Origin of the sequence: Pigmentibacter ruber, from assembly GCF_009792895.1 — a bacterium.
In the GTDB taxonomy this organism is placed as follows: Bacteria; Bdellovibrionota_B; Oligoflexia; order Silvanigrellales; family Silvanigrellaceae; genus Silvanigrella; species Silvanigrella rubra.
On the sequence record NZ_WSSC01000002.1, the window covers coordinates 460302 to 478771 of the forward strand.

The following is an 18470-nucleotide window of genomic DNA, read 5'->3' on the forward strand; positions in this document are numbered from 1 at the left end:
AAATATATTAGCAAAAGAGAGATTTTTTATCTTCAGTCTCTCAAAAATCTGGATATTTAGTGAATAAAAATGAAGGCACTTTTTTGCTAACAGCAAATTATGTGAATTTAGGTAAGGATATTTCTGATATTATGCATACAAAATATACAAAACAATTGCTAATTGCAAAAAAAATAGCTACAATTCCATTATCAGCATTTTATCTTCAATCCTCAAGGAAATTTTATTGGGTTAGATTTGCTTTTTGTAAAAAGAAGAAACTCTTAAAGAAGCTAGTAAATTATTATGAATCTATTTGTTTGATTTCTAAATAATAAAATGCGATATTCTGGCATTGCCTGATTGATTAAGATTATCTTGAATATGAAGGCCTTAATTTCAACTGAAACCTGAAATACTATGAAATATTATGCAGATAAATAAATTTTTTTTCGAACTAAATCATGCTGAAGATGTACAAGCAATTAAAATTACAACAAGAGTAATTACTTCGGATGTTAAAGAGATTTGGATACCAGGTTCTAAAAGTTTTACGAATAGAGCTATTGTATTAGCAGGGCTATGTGCAAAACCGGTAAATTTATATGGTTTTTTATTCTCAGAAGATTCTTATTGGGGGCTAGAGTCTCTAAAAAGGCTCGGCTATAGGGTACATATTGATTATGAATTAAAAAAAGTTCTTCTTTTCCCTCCAAATAATAGAACTTTGGAAAATGTTGAGTTGTTTTTTGGCAAAGCTGGTACTTTAGCACGCTTTTTTCCAGCTGTAATACTAAATTGGCAAAATACCTTTCCCACTTTTTCCTGTTTAAAAGCGCGAATAAGTGGTGAGCCACAATTGATGCGCCGCCCTTTATCTGCTCTTGTGCATGCATTAAAAGAACTACACGCAAAAATAGATCCAAATCAAATGCCTTTTACAATAGAATCTTCACAACTAGAAGGGCATTGTAAAATTAGTGGGAAAGTATCAGGCCAATTTTTAAGTGGATTGTTATTAAGTGCTGTAGGTGCGAAAAAAAATATTAGTATTGAGCGGATAGATAGTTTAGTACAACCAGATTATGTAAGAATGACCTTACAAGCTTTAACTAAATTTGGTGGAAGCGTAGAACATGATAATGATTTAAATCAATTCATATTTCAACCAGTTAGAAATTTAGGAATTGAAGATTATGTTATCGAAGCCGATGCATCTACCTGTTGTTATTTTCTAGCGTTAGCATTTTTGCATAATTTTAATTTAAAAGTGTTGAATTTAGGATCATTAACTTTACAACCTGATTTTAAATTTATTTATCTTTTACAAGAAATGGGCGCAAATATACAAATATCTTCTAATGAAATATGTGTTTATAAAAGTGAATATTCATTAAAACCAAAAGGAAATTTCCGATTTGATTTCTCCCAATATAGTGATCAGGCATTAACTATGGGGGCATTAGCATTATTTGCAGATGCGCCTATTGAAATATTTGGAGTATCACATATCCGCCATCATGAAAGTGATAGAATTTCTTGTTTCGTAAAAAATATGAATACTTTGGGATTAAAAATAGAAGAAAAAACGGATGGATTTATTGTTTACCCAATAGTTAAAAATTATGCCGAAGTTTTTGGTGAATTTGAGACTTGGGAAGACCATCGTTTTGCAATGACTGGATTTTTAATTGCTTCAAAATTAAATAAAGTAACAATTAAAAATCCTAAATGTGTTGAAAAAACTGCACCACAATTTTTTAATCAAGTGCAAGAATTGGGTTTTCAAATTGAAGTAATTAAGGAAAATTAATAAAATGTCTAGTCAATTTGGTACGCTTTTTCGCGTTTCTACTTTTGGTGAGTCGCATGGGGTTGGAGTTGGTTGTGTTATTGATGGATGTCCGCCTGGAATTTCTTTGGATCAATTAACTATTCAATCTTTTTTAAATAGACGTAGACCAGGACAAAATGAATTTACAACTCCAAGAGGGGAGCTGGATATTTGTGAGATACTATCCGGCGTAGAAAACGGAGTTACTTTAGGAACGCCTATTGCTATTCTTGTGCGCAATCAGGATAAAAAAAGTAATGACTATAATGATATTAATCAAATGTTCCGTCCTGGACATGCTGATTACACAACTTTTAAAAAATATGGTCTTATTCCTACCAGTGGTGGTGGTCGTGCTAGCGCGCGTGAAACAATAGGACGCGTTGCGGCAGCAGCCATAGCAAAAGCTTATGTGCAAAATTTTATTCCTAATATTGACATAATAGGTTGGGTTGACAGAATTTATAATATTCAAGCAAAGGTTGATGAAGAAACTATTTCTTTTCAAGAAATAGAGGCAAGTATGATTCGCTGCCCTGATGAACAAGCTGAGAGTAAAATGAAAGAAAAAATTTTACAAGCCAAGGCTGAGGGTGATTCTTTAGGAGGTGTTATTCGATGTGTTGCAAAAAATATTCCAGCAGGATTAGGTGAACCTGTTTTTGATAAATTAGAAGCTGATTTAGCAAAAGCAATGTTAAGTTTACCTGCTGTAAGATATTTTGAAGTCGGAGATGGAATTGCTTCTACTTTTGCATTGGGTAGTGAAAACAATGATCCTTTTATAATAAATAATAATGGTGACATTGTCACAGAAACAAATAAATCTGGTGGAATTCAGGGCGGTATTTCAAATGGAATGCCTATTGTTATTAGTGTTGGATTTAAACCTGTATCAACAATTTTCAAAGAACAAAAAACAGTTACAAAAGATCTAAAAGAATCAAAATTAAAAGTAAAATCAGGCAGACATGATCCTTGTGTGTTACCTAGGGCTGTTCCTTTAGTTGAAGCAATGTTTTGGTTAGTTATTGCAGATCACATATTGCGTCAAATTTCTTTGAATCCAAAATTTTTAAATTAATAGAAAGAATTCTATGAAACATATTCTATCTGATAACTATTCAGATATTTTGATTATCTTAAATGAGTTTTTTCAGAGTGGGCTATCAAGGAAATCAAAACCAAAATATAATGTAAAATATAAGAAAGAATTATTTGATTTTGTTTGTAAAATTTATAAAAGAGGTTTTATTTCTCAAAAGAATGATTTAAATTTTACTAAATCTATTCCAATACCGACAATTATTAATGAATTTGAGTTAATGAAAGTATTAAATTCTTTTAATAAAGAAACAGTTTATTTTTTCGTTGATAGAAACTTATATGAAAAACAGAAAAATATATCTTATTATTTAAAGGACAAAAATTATCTTCTTTATTCACCGGATGAAACTACTAAAAGTCTTGAAACAGTTAAGAGTTGGATAGAAATTTTACCCCATAGTACAGAGTTATTATTTGTAATGGGTGGTGGAATTATTTTAGATATGGTTGGTTTTGTTGCAGGATTATTAAATATTAAAGTAAATTATTTATCAACCACATTACTTGCCTCAGTTGATGCTGGAATTGGCGGAAAAACAGGCGTTAATTTTTATCCCTATGGAAAAAATCAAGTAGGATTATTTAATGAAGCAGAAAAAATTTTTTGTAACCCAGAGTATTTTCAAACACTAACATTTGAAAATATAATTTGTGGTTTAGTTGAAGCTATTAAACAATCTTGGATTTTTGGTGAGTTTGCAAATGACTATGAAGCTATTCAAAAAATATATCAGAAGCAAAATACAAATGCGGAATTTTTGTTTCTAGTTAACAAAAATATAAGATATAAAGCATATGTTGTTAATTTAGATTTACATGAGACTAAAGATATCAGATCTTCCTTAAATTTTGGGCATACATTAGCGCATATTTTAGAAGCTTTAGGTGAGGAAACATACTTGCAAACTCTCCCGCATGGGATTGCTGTTGCGCATGGATTATATTTCTTAGTAGAGTTTAATTTTATATCTATTTCTTCTAAACATGAAAAAATGTTTGATATTATTCAAGACATTATTAGGTTTTATCCTATAAAAATAGTTAAAGATATATCTTTAGAAAAAATTGAAAGTTATTTAATGCAGGATAAAAAAAATGAAGATAATAAGTTATGTCAGCTTAGTTTACCTAAATATGGACATTTTAGCTTAAGTAAAGATAGTATTAATTCTGATTCAATAACTCAAGAGTATTATATAAAAGATATAACAAGTATTATTTTTAAATATATTCATAAAAACTAGTTAATAATATAAATGAATAAAACTTATATTTATTAATTTAATTTAAAATTTGAATGAATAATATTACTTAAAAAATATTTGTCTTCAGGAACTAGGTAAGGAGTATTATCAATTAATTGTTTTATATTTAGATTGAATGTTACGGATATAAACTGCATTGTTCTTAAAATGCTTAAACATCTTTTAACTGAATTTTTTGTTTTACTTAAGCCTTCTTTTGCGCTCATGTCACAAAAAGCAGAAAAATCAAAAGGAACTTTTTCAAAACAATTTCCCGGGCTAAAAATAAAAATAGCAGCGTCACAATTTTTTAAATCAACAGAATTATTCCAGGTATTAGCAATATTTGATATGCTAAAATGAATTTTTTCTGGGTCTAATTGCTCATTATAAATACAGAGAAAAGTTGGTAAGGTAAGTTCTTTTTCATGATTTGGTTGAAGTTCAAATATGGAAAGAGGTTTTTCGCGTCCTTCAGGTGCGATAAAGTCTGAAATAGCATTGAAAAATTTATTTATTGGAGGCTGAAAGAAAATTTTAGCCCATAGAATGTCAACAGTTGTAATATATGGCAAATCTTTAAAAACGCTGTAGTTATGATTAAAATCTGAAAATAATTTTGGATTAATCGCATTGCCATTTTCATCTAATACTTCACACATTGCAGCAACACATGGTAGTTTTACAAAATTACACAGTTCTAATAATGCTTCAGTGTGTCCAGCGCGTGCTAACAATCCGCCCTGCATTGCACGCAAAGGAAAAACATGACCCGGACTAACAAAATCGGTGATAGTTACATTTGAATTAGCCATTAACTCAATTGTATAAGAACGATCTTTAGCAGAAATTCCACTAGTTATTCCTGATTTTGCATCGACTGACAAAGTAAAGTTAGTATGAGAAATGCCTCCTGGGATTTGGGGTGCAGAATATATTCCTAGCTTATTTGCAATTTCATGACTAACAGATACGCATAATAAGCCTTTTGCATGGGTTATAGCGAAGTTGACATTTTCTGGTGTTGCTCCACATGCGTGAAAAACCAAATCTGCTTCGTTCTCCCGGCGTCCGTCATCCCCAACAAGAATAAGCCCGCCATTTTTAAATATTGCTAGAGCCTTTTGTATTTTTTCCACTAAGGTAGTAAGAGCATATAGATATTGTTCACTATAGTTCACAGATGCAAGGCTCCAAGTAGTTGATATTTTTAGCTATTATATAAAAGATGAAAAAAGAATCACAACTGATTTTTTCTCAACTCTTCAATAGCATAAAAATGTAGTTAAAGCATTAATTGTTGCGAATTGTTTCATTTTTGAAAGGATTTTGAATTGATTGATTTAAATCTCAACCATTTATTCATTGTTTTTCAATTAATTATTTTAGAAGGGTTATTAAGCTTTGATAATGCTCTTGCCCTAGCTGCTTTAGTTAAAAAGAAGTTAAAAGAACCAGAACAACAAAAGAAAGCGTTACTTTTAGGAATTTGGGGTGCCTATCTTTTTAGAATTGGTATTATTTTTATTGGCGTTTGGTTAATGAAGTATGAATGGGTAAAAGCAATTGCAGGTTTATATTTGCTTTATTTATCTTGCCATGAGCTTTTTTTTCATAAAGAAACAACTCATGAAATATCCACTTCTAATAATATTGAAAAAATTGTAATTCCTAAATCAATAAACACAAGTGTTAAACATTTCATTTTAGTTGTTGTTCAGGTTGAAATAATGGATATTATGTTTTCAATAGACTCTATTGCTGTTGCTTTAGCAATATCTGACGTAAAATGGGTTTTAATTTCAGGGGCTTTATTGGGAGTTTTATTGATGCGTATAGCTGCCCAATTTTTTATTAAACTGATAGAAAAATTTCCCATTTTAGAAAAAACAGCTTTTGTTTTGGTTGGAATAGCTGGTATTAATGTTATCTTAAAAATTAAGGATTTAAATTTAGGATTTTCTTATTTAACCATAGATAAACCAATTCCAGAAAACATTTTTCTTTTATTAATGGTGTTTATTTTATTAGGGTCATTATTTTTTAATAAAACTTATGTGAAAAAAAATCATAAATAAATTTTATTGAGTAAAAAATTTACTTTTTCAGATATGATAGAATAAATAAATTTAAAAGGATTTATTATGCTATTATATAAACATTTAATTATTGGATATATTGCTGCATTTTTAACTACTTCGGCATTTTTGCCACAAGCTATAAAAACATTGAAATCAAAAGACACTCGTGGAATTTCACTGGTTATGTATTCCATGTTTTGTACAGGTGTGTTTTTATGGTTGTTATATGGAATTATGATTAATGATTTGATTATTATATTAGCGAATTTTACTACTTTTATTTTTTCATTTTCAATTTTGTTAATTTGTTTCCTTAACTTGAAAAATAAAGATAAAAGGATTAAATAAAATTGTTACTTTGAAATTGAAAGGAAAAAAAATGGATTTAAAATTACAATCAAAAAAAGCTTTGATAACAGGCTCTACTTCTGGAATTGGCTTCGCAATAGCGCAATCCTTACTTCAGGAAGGTGTTTCTATTATTATAAATGGTAGAACAGAAGATAGGGTCAAGGTAGCTATTGAAAAATTGAATAAACAAAATATTCATAAGCAAAACATTATTGGAATAGCTGCTGATGTTGGAACGCAAAAAGGTTGCGAAAAATTGATAGAGGAAGTTAATCAGGTTGATATATTGATTAATAATTTTGGAGTCTACGCAGCTCGTGAATTTGAAGAAATTAGTGATGACAATTGGATGGAAATATTCAATCAAAATGTTATGTCGGGAATAAGACTGAGTAGATACTATTTAAAACAAATGAAAAAAAAGGATTGGGGTAGAATAGTTTTTATATCAAGCGAATCAGGAATTCATATCCCTACTGAAATGATACATTATGGCGTAACAAAGACGGCGCAAATTGCATTAGCTAGAGGTTTGGCTGAAACTACTTTAGGGACAGGTGTAACAGTAAATTCAATATTGCCAGGTCCCACATGGTCTGAAGGTGTAGAAAAGTTTGTCAGTGATTTAGCTGTGCAAAACAATTTATCAAATAAAGAAATGGAAAAGAAATTTTTTAAAGAGTATCGCTCCTCTTCACTCATTCAAAGATTTGCTTCTGTTGATGAAGTAGCTAGTTTCGTTACTTATATTTGCAGTCCCCTTTCTTCAGCCACAAATGGAGCTGCCTTAAGAGTTGAAGGTGGATTATTACGTGGAATTGTTTAAAATTAGGAATTAAAATGTTTATAATGAATACTTTATTGAGAACTATTTTAGTTCTTTCCATTTTTCCTAGTAGCTATGCATTTTCATTACAAAAGACTAAATTATATTGTGTAACGGATTTAAAAAATTTTGAAGTCATCATTTCTGATGAAAATTAAGTTGAAGTTGCTGGAGATTTTATTAATGTCTATGAAAATCTCCGTGGTTTAGTTAGTGAAACTACTTATTTTAAATTAACGCCTAAACATTCTTTGAAATTATTTGAATTTATTTCTGTATGTCCTGCTTAAAAATTTGCAAGTTATTAGAAAATATAAAAATAAGTATGAAGATTTCATTATAGTTTGAAATCTAAATGGAATTTCATTTTCTAATTTTAATATGAGAGATAATTATCATACGCCAACTTTAGGTATGCGTATTACTTTTACAAGTAGAATTATAAATCAAGGTGCTCATGGTATTTATGCGCCAAATATTTTTAAACTGTTTTTTAATCCTCTAATCTCAGAAAAAATTTAATTAAATTCTTTATTCCACCAATCATTAAATAATTCTTCTGAACGAGAAGCAAGCATTTCTCTTTTTGTTGACTTATCTATTTTCTTCATTTTTAAAACTTTTTCAGAATTATTACTATACTTTTCAATGTCATCTTTGGATAATTCATTAAATAATCCCCAGTGAATATTCATCGGTGTAAACTTTTTTGGTTCAGAGTATATACAAAAGCGAGCTAAACAACCTAAAGATGTATTTGCAGGTGGTAGGGATAAAGTTTTTTGCTTTGTTAATTTAAAGCCAATTAAATGGCCAATAAAACATCCCATAGCAGTACTTTCAAGATAGCCTTCAACACCCATAATTTGTCCTGCTAAATATATTTTATTATTTTCTTTCAATGAAAAATCTTCATTTAATACACTTGGAGAAACAAGGTAAGTATTTCTATGCATGCTTCCTAGGCGAAAAAATTCAACATTTTCAAGTCCAGGTATGGTGGAAAATATTTCTTTTTGAGCTTTCCATGTGAGGCGGGTTTGAAATCCAACCATATTCCAAGCATTATCGCCTAAACTTTCTTTGCGTAATTGAACAACTGCATATGGCATTTTGCCGGTTTTGGGATTGATAAGTCCTTTAGGTTTCATCGGGCCAAATGAAAGAGTACGTGGCCCACTTTCTGCTAAAACTTCAATTGGTTGGCAGCCATTAAAATACTTTGGTTCTTCAAAATTTTTATGGGGGACTTTTTCTCCAAGTAAGACTTTTTCAACAAAAGCAAAATATTCTTCTTTGTTAAACGGTAGATTTAAGTAATCACCATCCTCATCTGCATTAGAAATATCTGGCAATCCGGTTAATTTTTCATACACTAGCGTTGCATTAGAAATATCTGGGAATTCAGCTAATATTTCTTTGTTTTGAACTAGTTTTTTTTCATATAAACTAGTTTTTGATTGTCTATTTGCATAAAAAGCAACATCATAATTAATACTATCTCCATCCAAAATAGGAGCAATAGCATCATAAAAGTATAGTTGATCACTTTTTGTTAATTTTCTTAAGCTTTCAGCAAGAGCATCATCAGTTAAAGGACCTGTGGCAATCACAATTGCATTAAAATCTTTGAAAAGGTTAATTTCATCTACAGATTCAACAACTTTTTCAATAATTTCAATATTTTTATGGTTTCTTAACTTTTGCGTAATTTCTGATGAAAAAAGTTCTCGATCTACTGCTAGAGTTTCTCCTGCTGGCACTTCTGCATTTCTGGCCGCTGGAAGAATAAGACTCCCTAATTTTTCTAACTCAGCTTTTAAAGTTCCAGCAGGATTTAAACGGCTTTTAGATTTTAAACTGTTTGAACACACTAATTCAGCAAATAAATGTGGAGATATTTGTGCTGGGGTTGTTTTTCTCGTCTTCATTTCATATAAAGTGACAGATAATTGATAGTGTTCAGCTAAAATCCATGCACATTCACTACCTGCTAATCCAGCGCCAATAACTGCAACATTCATAGAACTATCCTTTTTAAGATTCTGAAAAAACAAAATTTTATAAATTTGGGTCTTAACGATGCCTAAATTTATGCTAAGAGTTTATATTGCAAAGTATGCTGTTTGTTTCAATACATTCTTTTGTTGATTTTAATGGCATTTGTTAAATATGAAAGAAAGAAGGATTAAGTATGCCGCTTTTTGTTGTGACAGGAGCTCATGGGTTTATTGGGACAAATATTGTGGAAAAAATCCTGGCTATGGATCCTACTGATTTGGGATTTCCTCAACATGCACCTATAAAATTTTCTAATTTTGTCGAACAAGGGCCCCAGGATTTAGGGTGCTCAGTCATTGCAAGTGATCTTTCCACTAGTATTAACAGGGATACTGCCAAGCGATTTTTAGGCTCAGCTCGCTACCAATATGTAGACTATAGAGATCTCATTTCTCATCTTGAAAAACTACCGCAAAAACCTGATGTAGTTATTCACAATGGAGCTTGTTCTTCTACAACAGAAACCGATGTAAATGTTTTTGCAGAGTTAAATTTAAACTATTCAATAGCACTATGGACATTTTGTGCTAAGCACTCTATTCCTTTTATATATGCCTCTAGTGCAGCAACTTATGGTGATGGATCCTTAGGGTTTTCAGATAAAAAAGAAGATTGTGAAAAATATACACCACTTAATTTATACGGAAAATCAAAACTAGATTTTGATATCTGGACTTTAAAACAAACCAATACTCCACCTTCATGGTTTGGTCTACGTTATTTTAATGTTTTTGGTCAATTTGAATCCCATAAAGGTGGTCAAGCAAGCATGGTTTATCATGGATACCAACAGGCTACTCGTACCGGTAAAATAAAGCTTTTTGAAAGTAACACTGCTAAGTATAAAAATGGAGAACAACTCAGAGATTTTGTATATATAGATGATATCGTTCAAGTGACTGTTCAACTCATAAAATTATCATTAGCAAGAATGCATCAACAATCTAGCATTATTCTGCCCGAAAATGGATTATTTTTAAATATAGGACGTGGGATAACTGAATCTTGGAATAGTTTGGCAGAGCAAGTTTTTTCAGCTCTTTCTCTCCCTGTCAATATCGAATATATTCCCATGCCTCCTAACATTATAAATCAATATCAAAATTATACTTGTGCAGATCTTTCTACATTGCGCTCAATAGGTATTCAACATGAATTTACATCTTTAAGTGCAGGAGTTAGAAAATATATTCAAAAGCATTTGATGCGCGGTCAATAGAATTTGTAAAATTCAATTTTTTTTATTATATTTCTATGGTTGTACTCAGTTTAAATAACTAAACAAAATGAAGGTTTTTTGCATGGACGCTCAACAACTGACACGCCAAATATATTGGTCACCTTCTGGTGGATTAAATGAAATTTTGCATATGACAACATATCTTTGGTTGTTCATTGCTACTGTTATTTTTGCTTATGGTGTCTGGAAGCATATTGTTCTTTGGAGAGCTGGAAAACCTGAAGTTTGTTTTGATAAGCCTGTGGAAAGAACTATTATTTTTTTCCGGAATGTTATTGCGCAAGCAAAAGTTTTGCGTTCGCGTAGACAAAGAGATCCTAAGCCTAAATCTATTTATGCCGCCTGGATGCATGGACTCATTTTTTATGGTTTTTTTGCTTTAGTTTTCTGTACAACTATTGTTGCTTTAAAAGACTATAACATCACGGATCTTTATCATGGATGGTTCTATGCGTTTGTTAAAGTTACAGGACAAATTGGCGGTGTTTCGTTAGCTATAGGTCTTTTAATGGGTATATTTAGAAGATCAAATAAAGAATATAAATTTAGTCATAGTCTTGGTTATACCTTGCTTTATTCTTTCCTTTTTTTATTAGTTATTCAAGGATTTTTGTTACAAGGATTTAGATTAGCTTTCGATCAACATGCCCCTGACACGCAATGGGCTTTTGTTGGTTATTTATTTAGTCTTTTCTATCCAAAAAATATGGACTCTAATAATGCCAATATGATTTATACTTCATTGTGGTATTTTCATATGGTAACAACTATGGCTTTTATAGCAACAGTCCCATATACAAGAGCATTGCATATTGTAACAGCTTCTTTAAATTTATATACACAAAGATTAACTCCTTCAGTAATGCTTGCAAAAATGGATTTTGAAAATGCAGAAGCAGAATATTTTGGTGCAAGAGATATTCGTGATTTCTCATGGAAAGACTTATTAAGTTTTGATAGCTGTACTGAATGTAGAAGATGTACAGATATTTGTCCTGCTAATGCAGTATTAAAGCCATTAGATCCTAGGGAAATAATTTTAAAAATGAAGAACAGTATGACTGTTGAAGCTTTATTTCCAAAACAAGGTGAAGAAGAAAAGCATTTTCTATTTGAAAATGGTGTAATAACACACAACGAAATTTGGGCATGCACTAATTGCGGTGGGTGTGTGAATGAATGTCCTGTCGGAATAGATCAACTTCGTACAATTATGCAGTTAAGACGGTACCAAACTTTATCTTTAGGTGAAATTCCTGCTTCAGCTGGCAAAGCAATAGAAAATATAAAACAATATAGTAATCCTTGGGGACTTGCATCGGCAGATCGTTTTAAATGGGCCGACGGACTAGATCTACCAATTATTACAGGAGATTCTCCAGAAGTAGAGTATCTGTATTATGTTGGTTGTGCAGGCGCTTATGATCTAGGGAATCAAAAGGTAGCAAAAGCTGTTGTCTCCATTTTAAAATATTGTGGAGTAAATTTTGCAGTCATGGGCAAAGCAGAAAAATGCAATGGTGAACCTGTTAAACGTTTAGGTGATGAATATTCTTTTGCAGAAATTGCTAATAGTAATGTTGAACAACTAAATAAATTAAAATTTAAAAAAATTGTCACCCACTGTCCACATTGCTTCAATACTTTAAAAAATGATTATCAAGAATATGGTGGAAATTATGAAGTTTATCATCATACACAATTATTATCAGAACTTCATAAAGCAAATAAATTGTCGTTACCTACAGAAGTTAACAAAACAGTTACTTTTCATGATCCTTGTTTTCTCGGAAGACATAATGGTGAATATGAAGCACCTCGCAAAATATTAGAAGCAGTTGCTGGTTTGCGTTTAGCTGAAATGGAAGCCAGCAGAGAAACTTCTAGTTGTTGTGGAATGGGTGGCGGTAACATGTGGTATGAAAGTGAAGGCGGTGGAAAGATTGTTGAACGAAGATTAGAACATGTCGCGCAAACTGGAGCTAAAACTTTAGTCACAGGCTGTTCATTTTGTATGATTAATTTTAAAAGTGCTTTTCAAAATATAGAAAAAACAAAAGACTTAGAAATTATGGATATAGCGGAAGCTGTGATGTTGGCTATGCCTAGTGACGTGAAAAATACAGGTAGTTCTAGGTTGAATTGATATTTGACATATCTTTGTGCTAAGGTTATCCCAAGGGAAATCGAGGTGGGAGGCTTTTCTAGTCTCTGGTTTACCTAACAATTTCTTCTGCTCTTAGGAGGGTGGTCTATGCACACCTTTAGTTTTGGTGAATTGGCACTCATTTTTGGGATTGTAATTGTATTATTTGGTGGAAAAAGAATTGCTTCAGTAGGTAAGGCTCTTGGAGAAGGAATTTCTAATTTTAAAAAAGGATTAAATGGTTCCTCTACTGATGATAAACAAATTTCTCCGCCGCAAAACTCGCAACATGCAAATCAGGTTGTAGATGTTGAGCACAAAGAAGTTCCAAAAGTCTAATGCATGACGCTTTTAAATGAATTAAAGCAAAAGCTAATATTTGTTGTTGGAAAAGGTGGGGTAGGAAGAACCACTGTTTCTGCATCCATAGCATATCATTATGCGCAACAAGGTGAAAAAGTTTTGCTAGTCCAATGGGCGTTAAAAGATGCCATTTCTCAACTGTATTCCATTCCAGCTTGCTCTCATAAAGAATCATTTACGCCTCATGGCTATAAAACTATGAATTTTTCAGCAGCCGAAGCAATAAAAGAATACTTTGTTGAGCATTTGAAAATGAAGCTTATTTATAATGTTGTCATTGAAAATAAACATGTTCAGAGACTTATTCATGCTGCGCCTGGTGTACAAGAGTTATTTTTTCTTGGTCGTCTTTTTTGGCTAGTAGAGCTTGCTGAAAAAGAAAAAGGTTATTCGTACGATAAAGTTATTGTAGATTCTCCAGCAACAGGTCATGGCTTATCATTATTTGGCATTGCGCCAGCTGTCGCAAATTTAGGAATGACAGGGCCTCTTGCTTATGAATGTGAAAGAGTAAATAGACTTTTATTAGATGAAGAAAAAACGGGTGTCTTAGTTGTTACTTTACCTGAAGAGTTACCAATCGAAGAAAGTATAGAAACTATCCCGAAAATTACAAGTCAATTGCTCAGACCACCATTAGCATTAATAGTAAATCAATCAGTTAATATTGAGAAATTCCCAACTTTTAATTTTTCTGAAGATGATATTTGGTTTAAAAGTTTGCTAGAAAAATTAAAGACTGATTACGCACAAAATGAATTAAAACTAATTTTATCTATACTGCACAAAAGAACTCATAGTGAAAATAAATTAACAAGCTGGGCAAAAAATCAAAAGGATAAAAAAAATAATTCACTGCCAGTAGTTTCTTTACCTGACCTAAATATTATTAATCAATCTAATTCACATCCTCAAATGCTTGAATTATTATCTTCTTACTTTTAAAAATTGAACTCCTCAAGAGGTTTCTATGGGAAAATCTTTTCCAAGATTGCATGTATTTTTAGGAGCTGGTGGAGTTGGAAAAACGACGTTATCTGCCTCTTTTGCTATATCTATGGCTCAAGCAGGGAAAAATGTCGGACTCATAAGTATAGATCCTGCAAAAAGATTGCAAACAGCTCTAGGTACAACGTCTATTACTGAAGAGGGGACTATCATTCCGCTTGAAAATTCAAAAGGACAATTGCGAGCTTCTGTTTTGCATATAGGTGATAGTTTAATGCGCTGGGTAGAAGAAAAAGGATTGTCACAAGAAAAAAAAGATAATTTATTAAAAAACCCCTATTTTTCTGCACTTTCAAATAAAATGGCTACCGCTATTGATACACTAGCTGCAATTCGTGTCGCAGAATGGCTTGAGCAATATCCTGACACTGAAGAACTAGTTATAGATACAGCACCAGGTATTCATGCAATAGATTTTATTGCTAAGCCTGAGAAAGTTTCATTATTTTTAGACAGTAAAATTATTGATTGGGTAAAATGGTTTGTCGGAAGTGCAAATGAAAAACAAAGTTTTGTTGCTAGAGCCTTCAAATCAGGGGCAAAAAAAATTATTGATGGTTTAGCTTTGGTAGGAGGTCGTAACTTTATTGTTAATTTTGGAGAATTTTTAATTTTATTAGATGAAGTTTTTGTTACAGCTTTGGAAAGAATTAAAATAGCGCAAAAGTGGTTAAATACACCTTCTACTCAAATTTTTATTGTTACTGCAATTAGAGAAGATGCAATTTTTATTGCAAAAGAAATTCAAAGAATTTTGGTTAATTTAGGAATAAAGCCTAAATATGCCATTATTAATAAAACATTTCCCGAACATTTAAGAATCGATACTAATCTTCTTCAATTTATTCAAGGTCATTCATTTATTGAAGAAAAAGAAAAATTATTTGCTAACTATTTGAAAAGTTATTTAGACACACAAGCTAAAATATCTAAGGAACTTTCATTTGCAAAAATATCCATCGTTGAAATTCCAATCGCCTCTGGATTAGACGGTGAACAAGAATTACGATTTTCAGATTTGTCATCTCTTGGAGATATTATTCAGCAAAAAACAGGAAGTATTTAAGATGAAATATATTACGTTAGTTCCTTTTGTAATTGGTGATGTTTTAATAAAACTTTTGGCTGGCTTGGGTCGCTTTTTATTGTTTTTTAAAGAAGTATTTGTTTGGTTTTTTAAGCCACCTTTTAGATTTAGTCTTTTAATTAAGCAGTTAGAATTTGTAGGAAATAAAAGTGCAACCATTATCTTAATTTCAGCATTTTTTGTAGGAGGCGTATTAGGTCTGCAATTGGGAGTTATTTTTAGATTGTTTAGTGCTGAGGGTTTAATGGGAGCTGCAACTGGAAAATCTCTAGCGCTTGAATTAGGTCCGGTGATGTGTGGTTTTATTGTCATTGGGCGTGCAGGTGCAGCTATGGCGGCTGAAATTGCGACAATGCGTGTGAATGAGCAAATTGATGCTATGGAGGCAATGGGTGTAAATCCAATAAGTTATTTAGTAATTCCAAGAGTTCTTGCCAGTACAATTATGATGCCAATACTTGCAGCTATTTTTTTATTTGTGGGTGTGATTGGTTGTTATGCAGTTGCTGTTATCTTTTATAAAGTTGATACGATGACTTTTATGCAACAATTAAAATGGATAGTTTATTGGAGCGATGTGATAAAAGGTTTAATTAAAGCGACGGCTTTTGGATTTATTTTTTCAACGATTGCATGTTATAAGGGTTTTAAAGCCAAAGGTGGTGCTAAAGGAGTTGGTGAGGCAACTACAAGCGCAGTTGTTGCTAGTTTGTTGTCAATCTTAGTGGGTGATTTTTTTATAACTATTTTTCAAATAAGGTAAATCATTTATATTATGTCAAGTCAAAGTATTGTTTCACTTGTTGAAGTAAAAAAATCATTTGGCAATAATCATGTATTAAATGGTTTAAATATAGATATCCCACGAAATAAAATTTCATTCATAATAGGGCGAAGTGGGGAAGGAAAATCTGTTACTTTAAAAAATATCATAGGTCTTTTAAAACCAGATTCCGGTTCTATTTTTATTAATGGCGAGAATATGGTAAGTGCTTCTAATGAAAAATGGGACGTAGTTAGAAGTAAGATTGGAATTCTTTTTCAGGACGGTGCATTATTTGATAGTTTGACTATTTTTGAAAATGTATCTTTTCCTTTACAAAATCATCGAAAACTTAGTCAGTCAGAAATGGAAAATGAAGTAGCTCAACTGCTTGCAACAGTAGGTTTACCTGGTATACAAGATAAATTTCCACCAGAATTATCAATTGGTGAAAGAAAAAGAGTAGGACTTGCACGTGCTTTGGCATTAAAACCAGAGTTGTTACTTTATGATGAACCTACAACAAGTATGGATCCTTTGGTTTCAGACTTAATTGATAATTTGATAATAAACACACAAAAAAATTTGGACGGTATCACATCTGTTGTGGTAAGTCATGACATCACGTCTGTGATGAACGTCGCAGAGTATGTTTTTCTTTTGCATAAAGGAAAAATATACTTTCATGGAACTCCAAATGATTTTGCTTCAAGTCATGACGAACTTGTTAGACAATTTTTAACTGGCGGCAGAAATGGACCATTAGAAGTTCCAATAGCTTAATTTAATATATATATGCGGAATCTAGAAATTAAGGATTAGTTTTACAATGGCACTGTCCTCTGAAGTTAAAGTTGGTTTGTTTACAATATTAGGTGCTTCAATCCTCACTACTACTGCTGTGGTTTTAGGTGGAAATCCGTTTGCATCAAAAAAACAACATTTTTATACCGTTATAAGTAACGTTAGAGGTGTGGCAGAGCGTACTCAAGTGCGTGCCTCGGGTGTCCAAGTTGGTGAAGTTACTTCAGTAGAAATTTTGCAAGATGGAGCAAAGATAAATTTTAGTGTTGATGGCAATTTAAAAATACCAAAAGGGTCTTTTCTTGAAATTAAATCAAGGGGTATTTTAGGTGATGTTTTTATTGAAATTGTCAGGAACCAAGCAGGTGTCGGATATATGGCTTCTGGTGAATTTATGCCTAGAAATCCAGAATCCAATGATATTGAAGCATTAATGACAAATTTAAATAATATTGCACGTGATATTAAAAAAATTACTGGTTCTTTATCTAACGTCTTAGGTACTAAAGAAGGTGAAATGTCTGTTAAAAATATTCTTGATAATATTGAAGGAGTTTCAGCTGACTTACGTGATATTACTTCGTCACAAAAAACAAATATAAAAGAGGCCATTAAAGGAATTCGTGATAGCGCTGTAAGAATAGCAAATTTAATAGAGCGAAATGATTCTAAAGTAGATCAAATTATTTCTGATTTAAAAACATTTAGCTCTGAATTAAGAAATATATCTACACCTGAAAATCGTGAAAAAATTGAAAATATTATTGCAAATGTTGATGAAGCTACAGCCTCAATAAAAAGAATGGCTGCAAAAATTGAAAAAGGTGAGGGTACAATTGGGCAGTTGATTGCAAAAGATGAAACAGCTGATGAAGTAAAAGCCACATTAAAAAGTATTCAAGATGTTGTAAAACCTATCTCACAATTGAAACTCACTATGATGGATAGGGCTGAATTTAGAGTTGCGAATGCTCAAACAGGCGATAAATTTACTAATGAATTTGATTTAATGTTTTCCACAAGACCTGATAGATATTACCTATTAGGTATTACAAATGTTTCTTACGGTAGGCAAGTTGATACTACAACTGCAACTACAACAACAAATGGAAATACGACAACCACAACAACACAAAAAAATACCAATGAAAATGTTTCAAATTTACGGTACAATTTACAAATTTCTCAAAGAATTGGTTTTATGGGGCTGCGTGTTGGTATGTTTGCTAGTTCTGGCGGATTTGCAACTGACTTTTTTGCATTTAAAGATCGCTTAGTTGGTACTGTAGAATTTTCACAATTTGGTGGTAGCCCTACACCTTCGGATACTCAATATGGAAGCAAAGGGGCATTTAATATTAAGGCCTTTACAAACGTATTCATTACGCCAAATATTTTTCTTACCGCTGGTGTAGATGGTTTAGTTTTATATGATAAACCATTTCCATTTGTTGGTGCTGGTCTATCTATTACGGATGAAGATATAAAAGGACTATTAGGCGTGGCTGCTTTAGCAAAGTAGAAATTTAACCTTATTTTTAAATATTTTAATAAAAAAAGACGAGGAGATTATTTT

The 18470-nt window shown here is 31.7% G+C and carries 18 protein-coding genes; 16 read left to right on the top strand and 2 right to left on the bottom strand.

Annotated features, from left to right (window positions below; all coding sequences use genetic code 11):
- Nucleotides 1-59 precede the first annotated feature (59 nt).
- The 4 genes from GOY08_RS08420 (at nt 60) to GOY08_RS08435 (ending at nt 4164) form a co-directional block, all read left to right on the top strand.
- Nucleotides 60-314 (top strand): hypothetical protein, encoded by a 255-nt coding sequence (locus GOY08_RS08420; RefSeq protein ID WP_158998454.1) that lies wholly within the window; start codon nt 60-62, stop codon nt 312-314.
- Between the two features lie 95 nt (nt 315-409).
- A complete protein-coding gene (aroA, locus tag GOY08_RS08425; protein WP_158998455.1) occupies nt 410-1792 on the top strand; it encodes a 3-phosphoshikimate 1-carboxyvinyltransferase in 1383 nt (460 codons plus the stop codon).
- A gap of 4 nt (nt 1793-1796) precedes the next feature.
- Nucleotides 1797-2897, top strand: a complete 1101-nt coding sequence (gene aroC, locus GOY08_RS08430; RefSeq protein ID WP_158998456.1) for a chorismate synthase — start codon at nt 1797-1799, stop codon at nt 2895-2897.
- A gap of 13 nt (nt 2898-2910) precedes the next feature.
- Nucleotides 2911-4164: a 3-dehydroquinate synthase family protein gene (locus tag GOY08_RS08435; RefSeq protein ID WP_158998457.1), complete on the top strand. Its 1254-nt coding sequence runs from the start codon at nt 2911-2913 to the stop codon at nt 4162-4164.
- Between the two features lie 32 nt (nt 4165-4196).
- On the opposite strand, the gene GOY08_RS08440 is transcribed toward GOY08_RS08435, so the two are convergent.
- Nucleotides 4197-5345: a 3,4-dihydroxy-2-butanone-4-phosphate synthase gene (locus GOY08_RS08440; RefSeq protein WP_158998458.1), complete on the bottom strand. Its 1149-nt coding sequence runs from the start codon at nt 5343-5345 to the stop codon at nt 4197-4199.
- 153 nt (nt 5346-5498) lie between these two features.
- Between GOY08_RS08440 and GOY08_RS08445 the strand changes: the two genes are divergently transcribed.
- The 4 genes from GOY08_RS08445 (at nt 5499) to GOY08_RS08460 (ending at nt 7580) form a co-directional block, all read left to right on the top strand.
- Entirely contained in the window at nt 5499-6242 is a 744-nt protein-coding gene (locus tag GOY08_RS08445) for a TerC family protein (RefSeq protein WP_158998459.1), read from the top strand.
- 66 nt (nt 6243-6308) lie between these two features.
- Nucleotides 6309-6593, top strand: a complete 285-nt coding sequence (locus GOY08_RS08450; protein WP_158998460.1) for a SemiSWEET transporter — start codon at nt 6309-6311, stop codon at nt 6591-6593.
- Between the two features lie 31 nt (nt 6594-6624).
- Nucleotides 6625-7422 (top strand): SDR family NAD(P)-dependent oxidoreductase, encoded by a 798-nt coding sequence (locus GOY08_RS08455; RefSeq protein WP_158998461.1) that lies wholly within the window; start codon nt 6625-6627, stop codon nt 7420-7422.
- Nucleotides 7423-7436: 14 nt separating this feature from the next.
- Nucleotides 7437-7580 (top strand): hypothetical protein, encoded by a 144-nt coding sequence (locus tag GOY08_RS08460; protein ID WP_158998462.1) that lies wholly within the window; start codon nt 7437-7439, stop codon nt 7578-7580.
- A gap of 360 nt (nt 7581-7940) precedes the next feature.
- Here GOY08_RS08460 and trmFO read toward each other — a convergent pair whose 3' ends face one another.
- Nucleotides 7941-9446 (bottom strand): methylenetetrahydrofolate--tRNA-(uracil(54)-C(5))-methyltransferase (FADH(2)-oxidizing) TrmFO, encoded by a 1506-nt coding sequence (gene trmFO, locus GOY08_RS08465; RefSeq protein ID WP_158998463.1) that lies wholly within the window; start codon nt 9444-9446, stop codon nt 7941-7943.
- 170 nt (nt 9447-9616) lie between these two features.
- On the opposite strand from trmFO, the gene rfaD reads away from it, so the two are divergent.
- From rfaD to GOY08_RS08505, 8 genes are all read left to right on the top strand, one after another.
- Nucleotides 9617-10702 (top strand): ADP-glyceromanno-heptose 6-epimerase, encoded by a 1086-nt coding sequence (rfaD, locus tag GOY08_RS08470; RefSeq protein WP_158998464.1) that lies wholly within the window; start codon nt 9617-9619, stop codon nt 10700-10702.
- Between the two features lie 82 nt (nt 10703-10784).
- The gene (locus tag GOY08_RS08475; protein WP_158998465.1) at nt 10785-12869 is read left to right on the top strand and encodes a heterodisulfide reductase-related iron-sulfur binding cluster; all 2085 of its coding nucleotides are present in this window, start codon (nt 10785-10787) and stop codon (nt 12867-12869) included.
- Between the two features lie 108 nt (nt 12870-12977).
- Complete coding sequence (locus GOY08_RS08480) at nt 12978-13208, top strand: twin-arginine translocase TatA/TatE family subunit (RefSeq protein ID WP_158998466.1); 231 nt, start codon at nt 12978-12980, stop codon at nt 13206-13208.
- A 3-nt stretch (nt 13209-13211) separates the two neighbouring features.
- Nucleotides 13212-14177: an ArsA family ATPase gene (locus GOY08_RS08485; protein WP_158998467.1), complete on the top strand. Its 966-nt coding sequence runs from the start codon at nt 13212-13214 to the stop codon at nt 14175-14177.
- Nucleotides 14178-14202: 25 nt separating this feature from the next.
- Nucleotides 14203-15306 carry an ArsA family ATPase gene (locus tag GOY08_RS08490; RefSeq protein WP_158998468.1) on the top strand — a complete coding sequence of 368 codons (1104 nt, stop codon included), beginning with the start codon at nt 14203-14205 and terminating at the stop codon, nt 15304-15306.
- A 1-nt stretch (nt 15307) separates the two neighbouring features.
- Nucleotides 15308-16090, top strand: coding sequence for an MlaE family ABC transporter permease (locus GOY08_RS08495; protein ID WP_158998469.1), 783 nt, complete (start codon nt 15308-15310; stop codon nt 16088-16090).
- A 12-nt stretch (nt 16091-16102) separates the two neighbouring features.
- Nucleotides 16103-16873 (top strand): ABC transporter ATP-binding protein, encoded by a 771-nt coding sequence (locus GOY08_RS08500; RefSeq protein ID WP_202914043.1) that lies wholly within the window; start codon nt 16103-16105, stop codon nt 16871-16873.
- A 46-nt stretch (nt 16874-16919) separates the two neighbouring features.
- The gene (locus GOY08_RS08505; RefSeq protein ID WP_158998470.1) at nt 16920-18416 is read left to right on the top strand and encodes an MlaD family protein; all 1497 of its coding nucleotides are present in this window, start codon (nt 16920-16922) and stop codon (nt 18414-18416) included.
- Nucleotides 18417-18470: the final 54 nt, after the last annotated feature.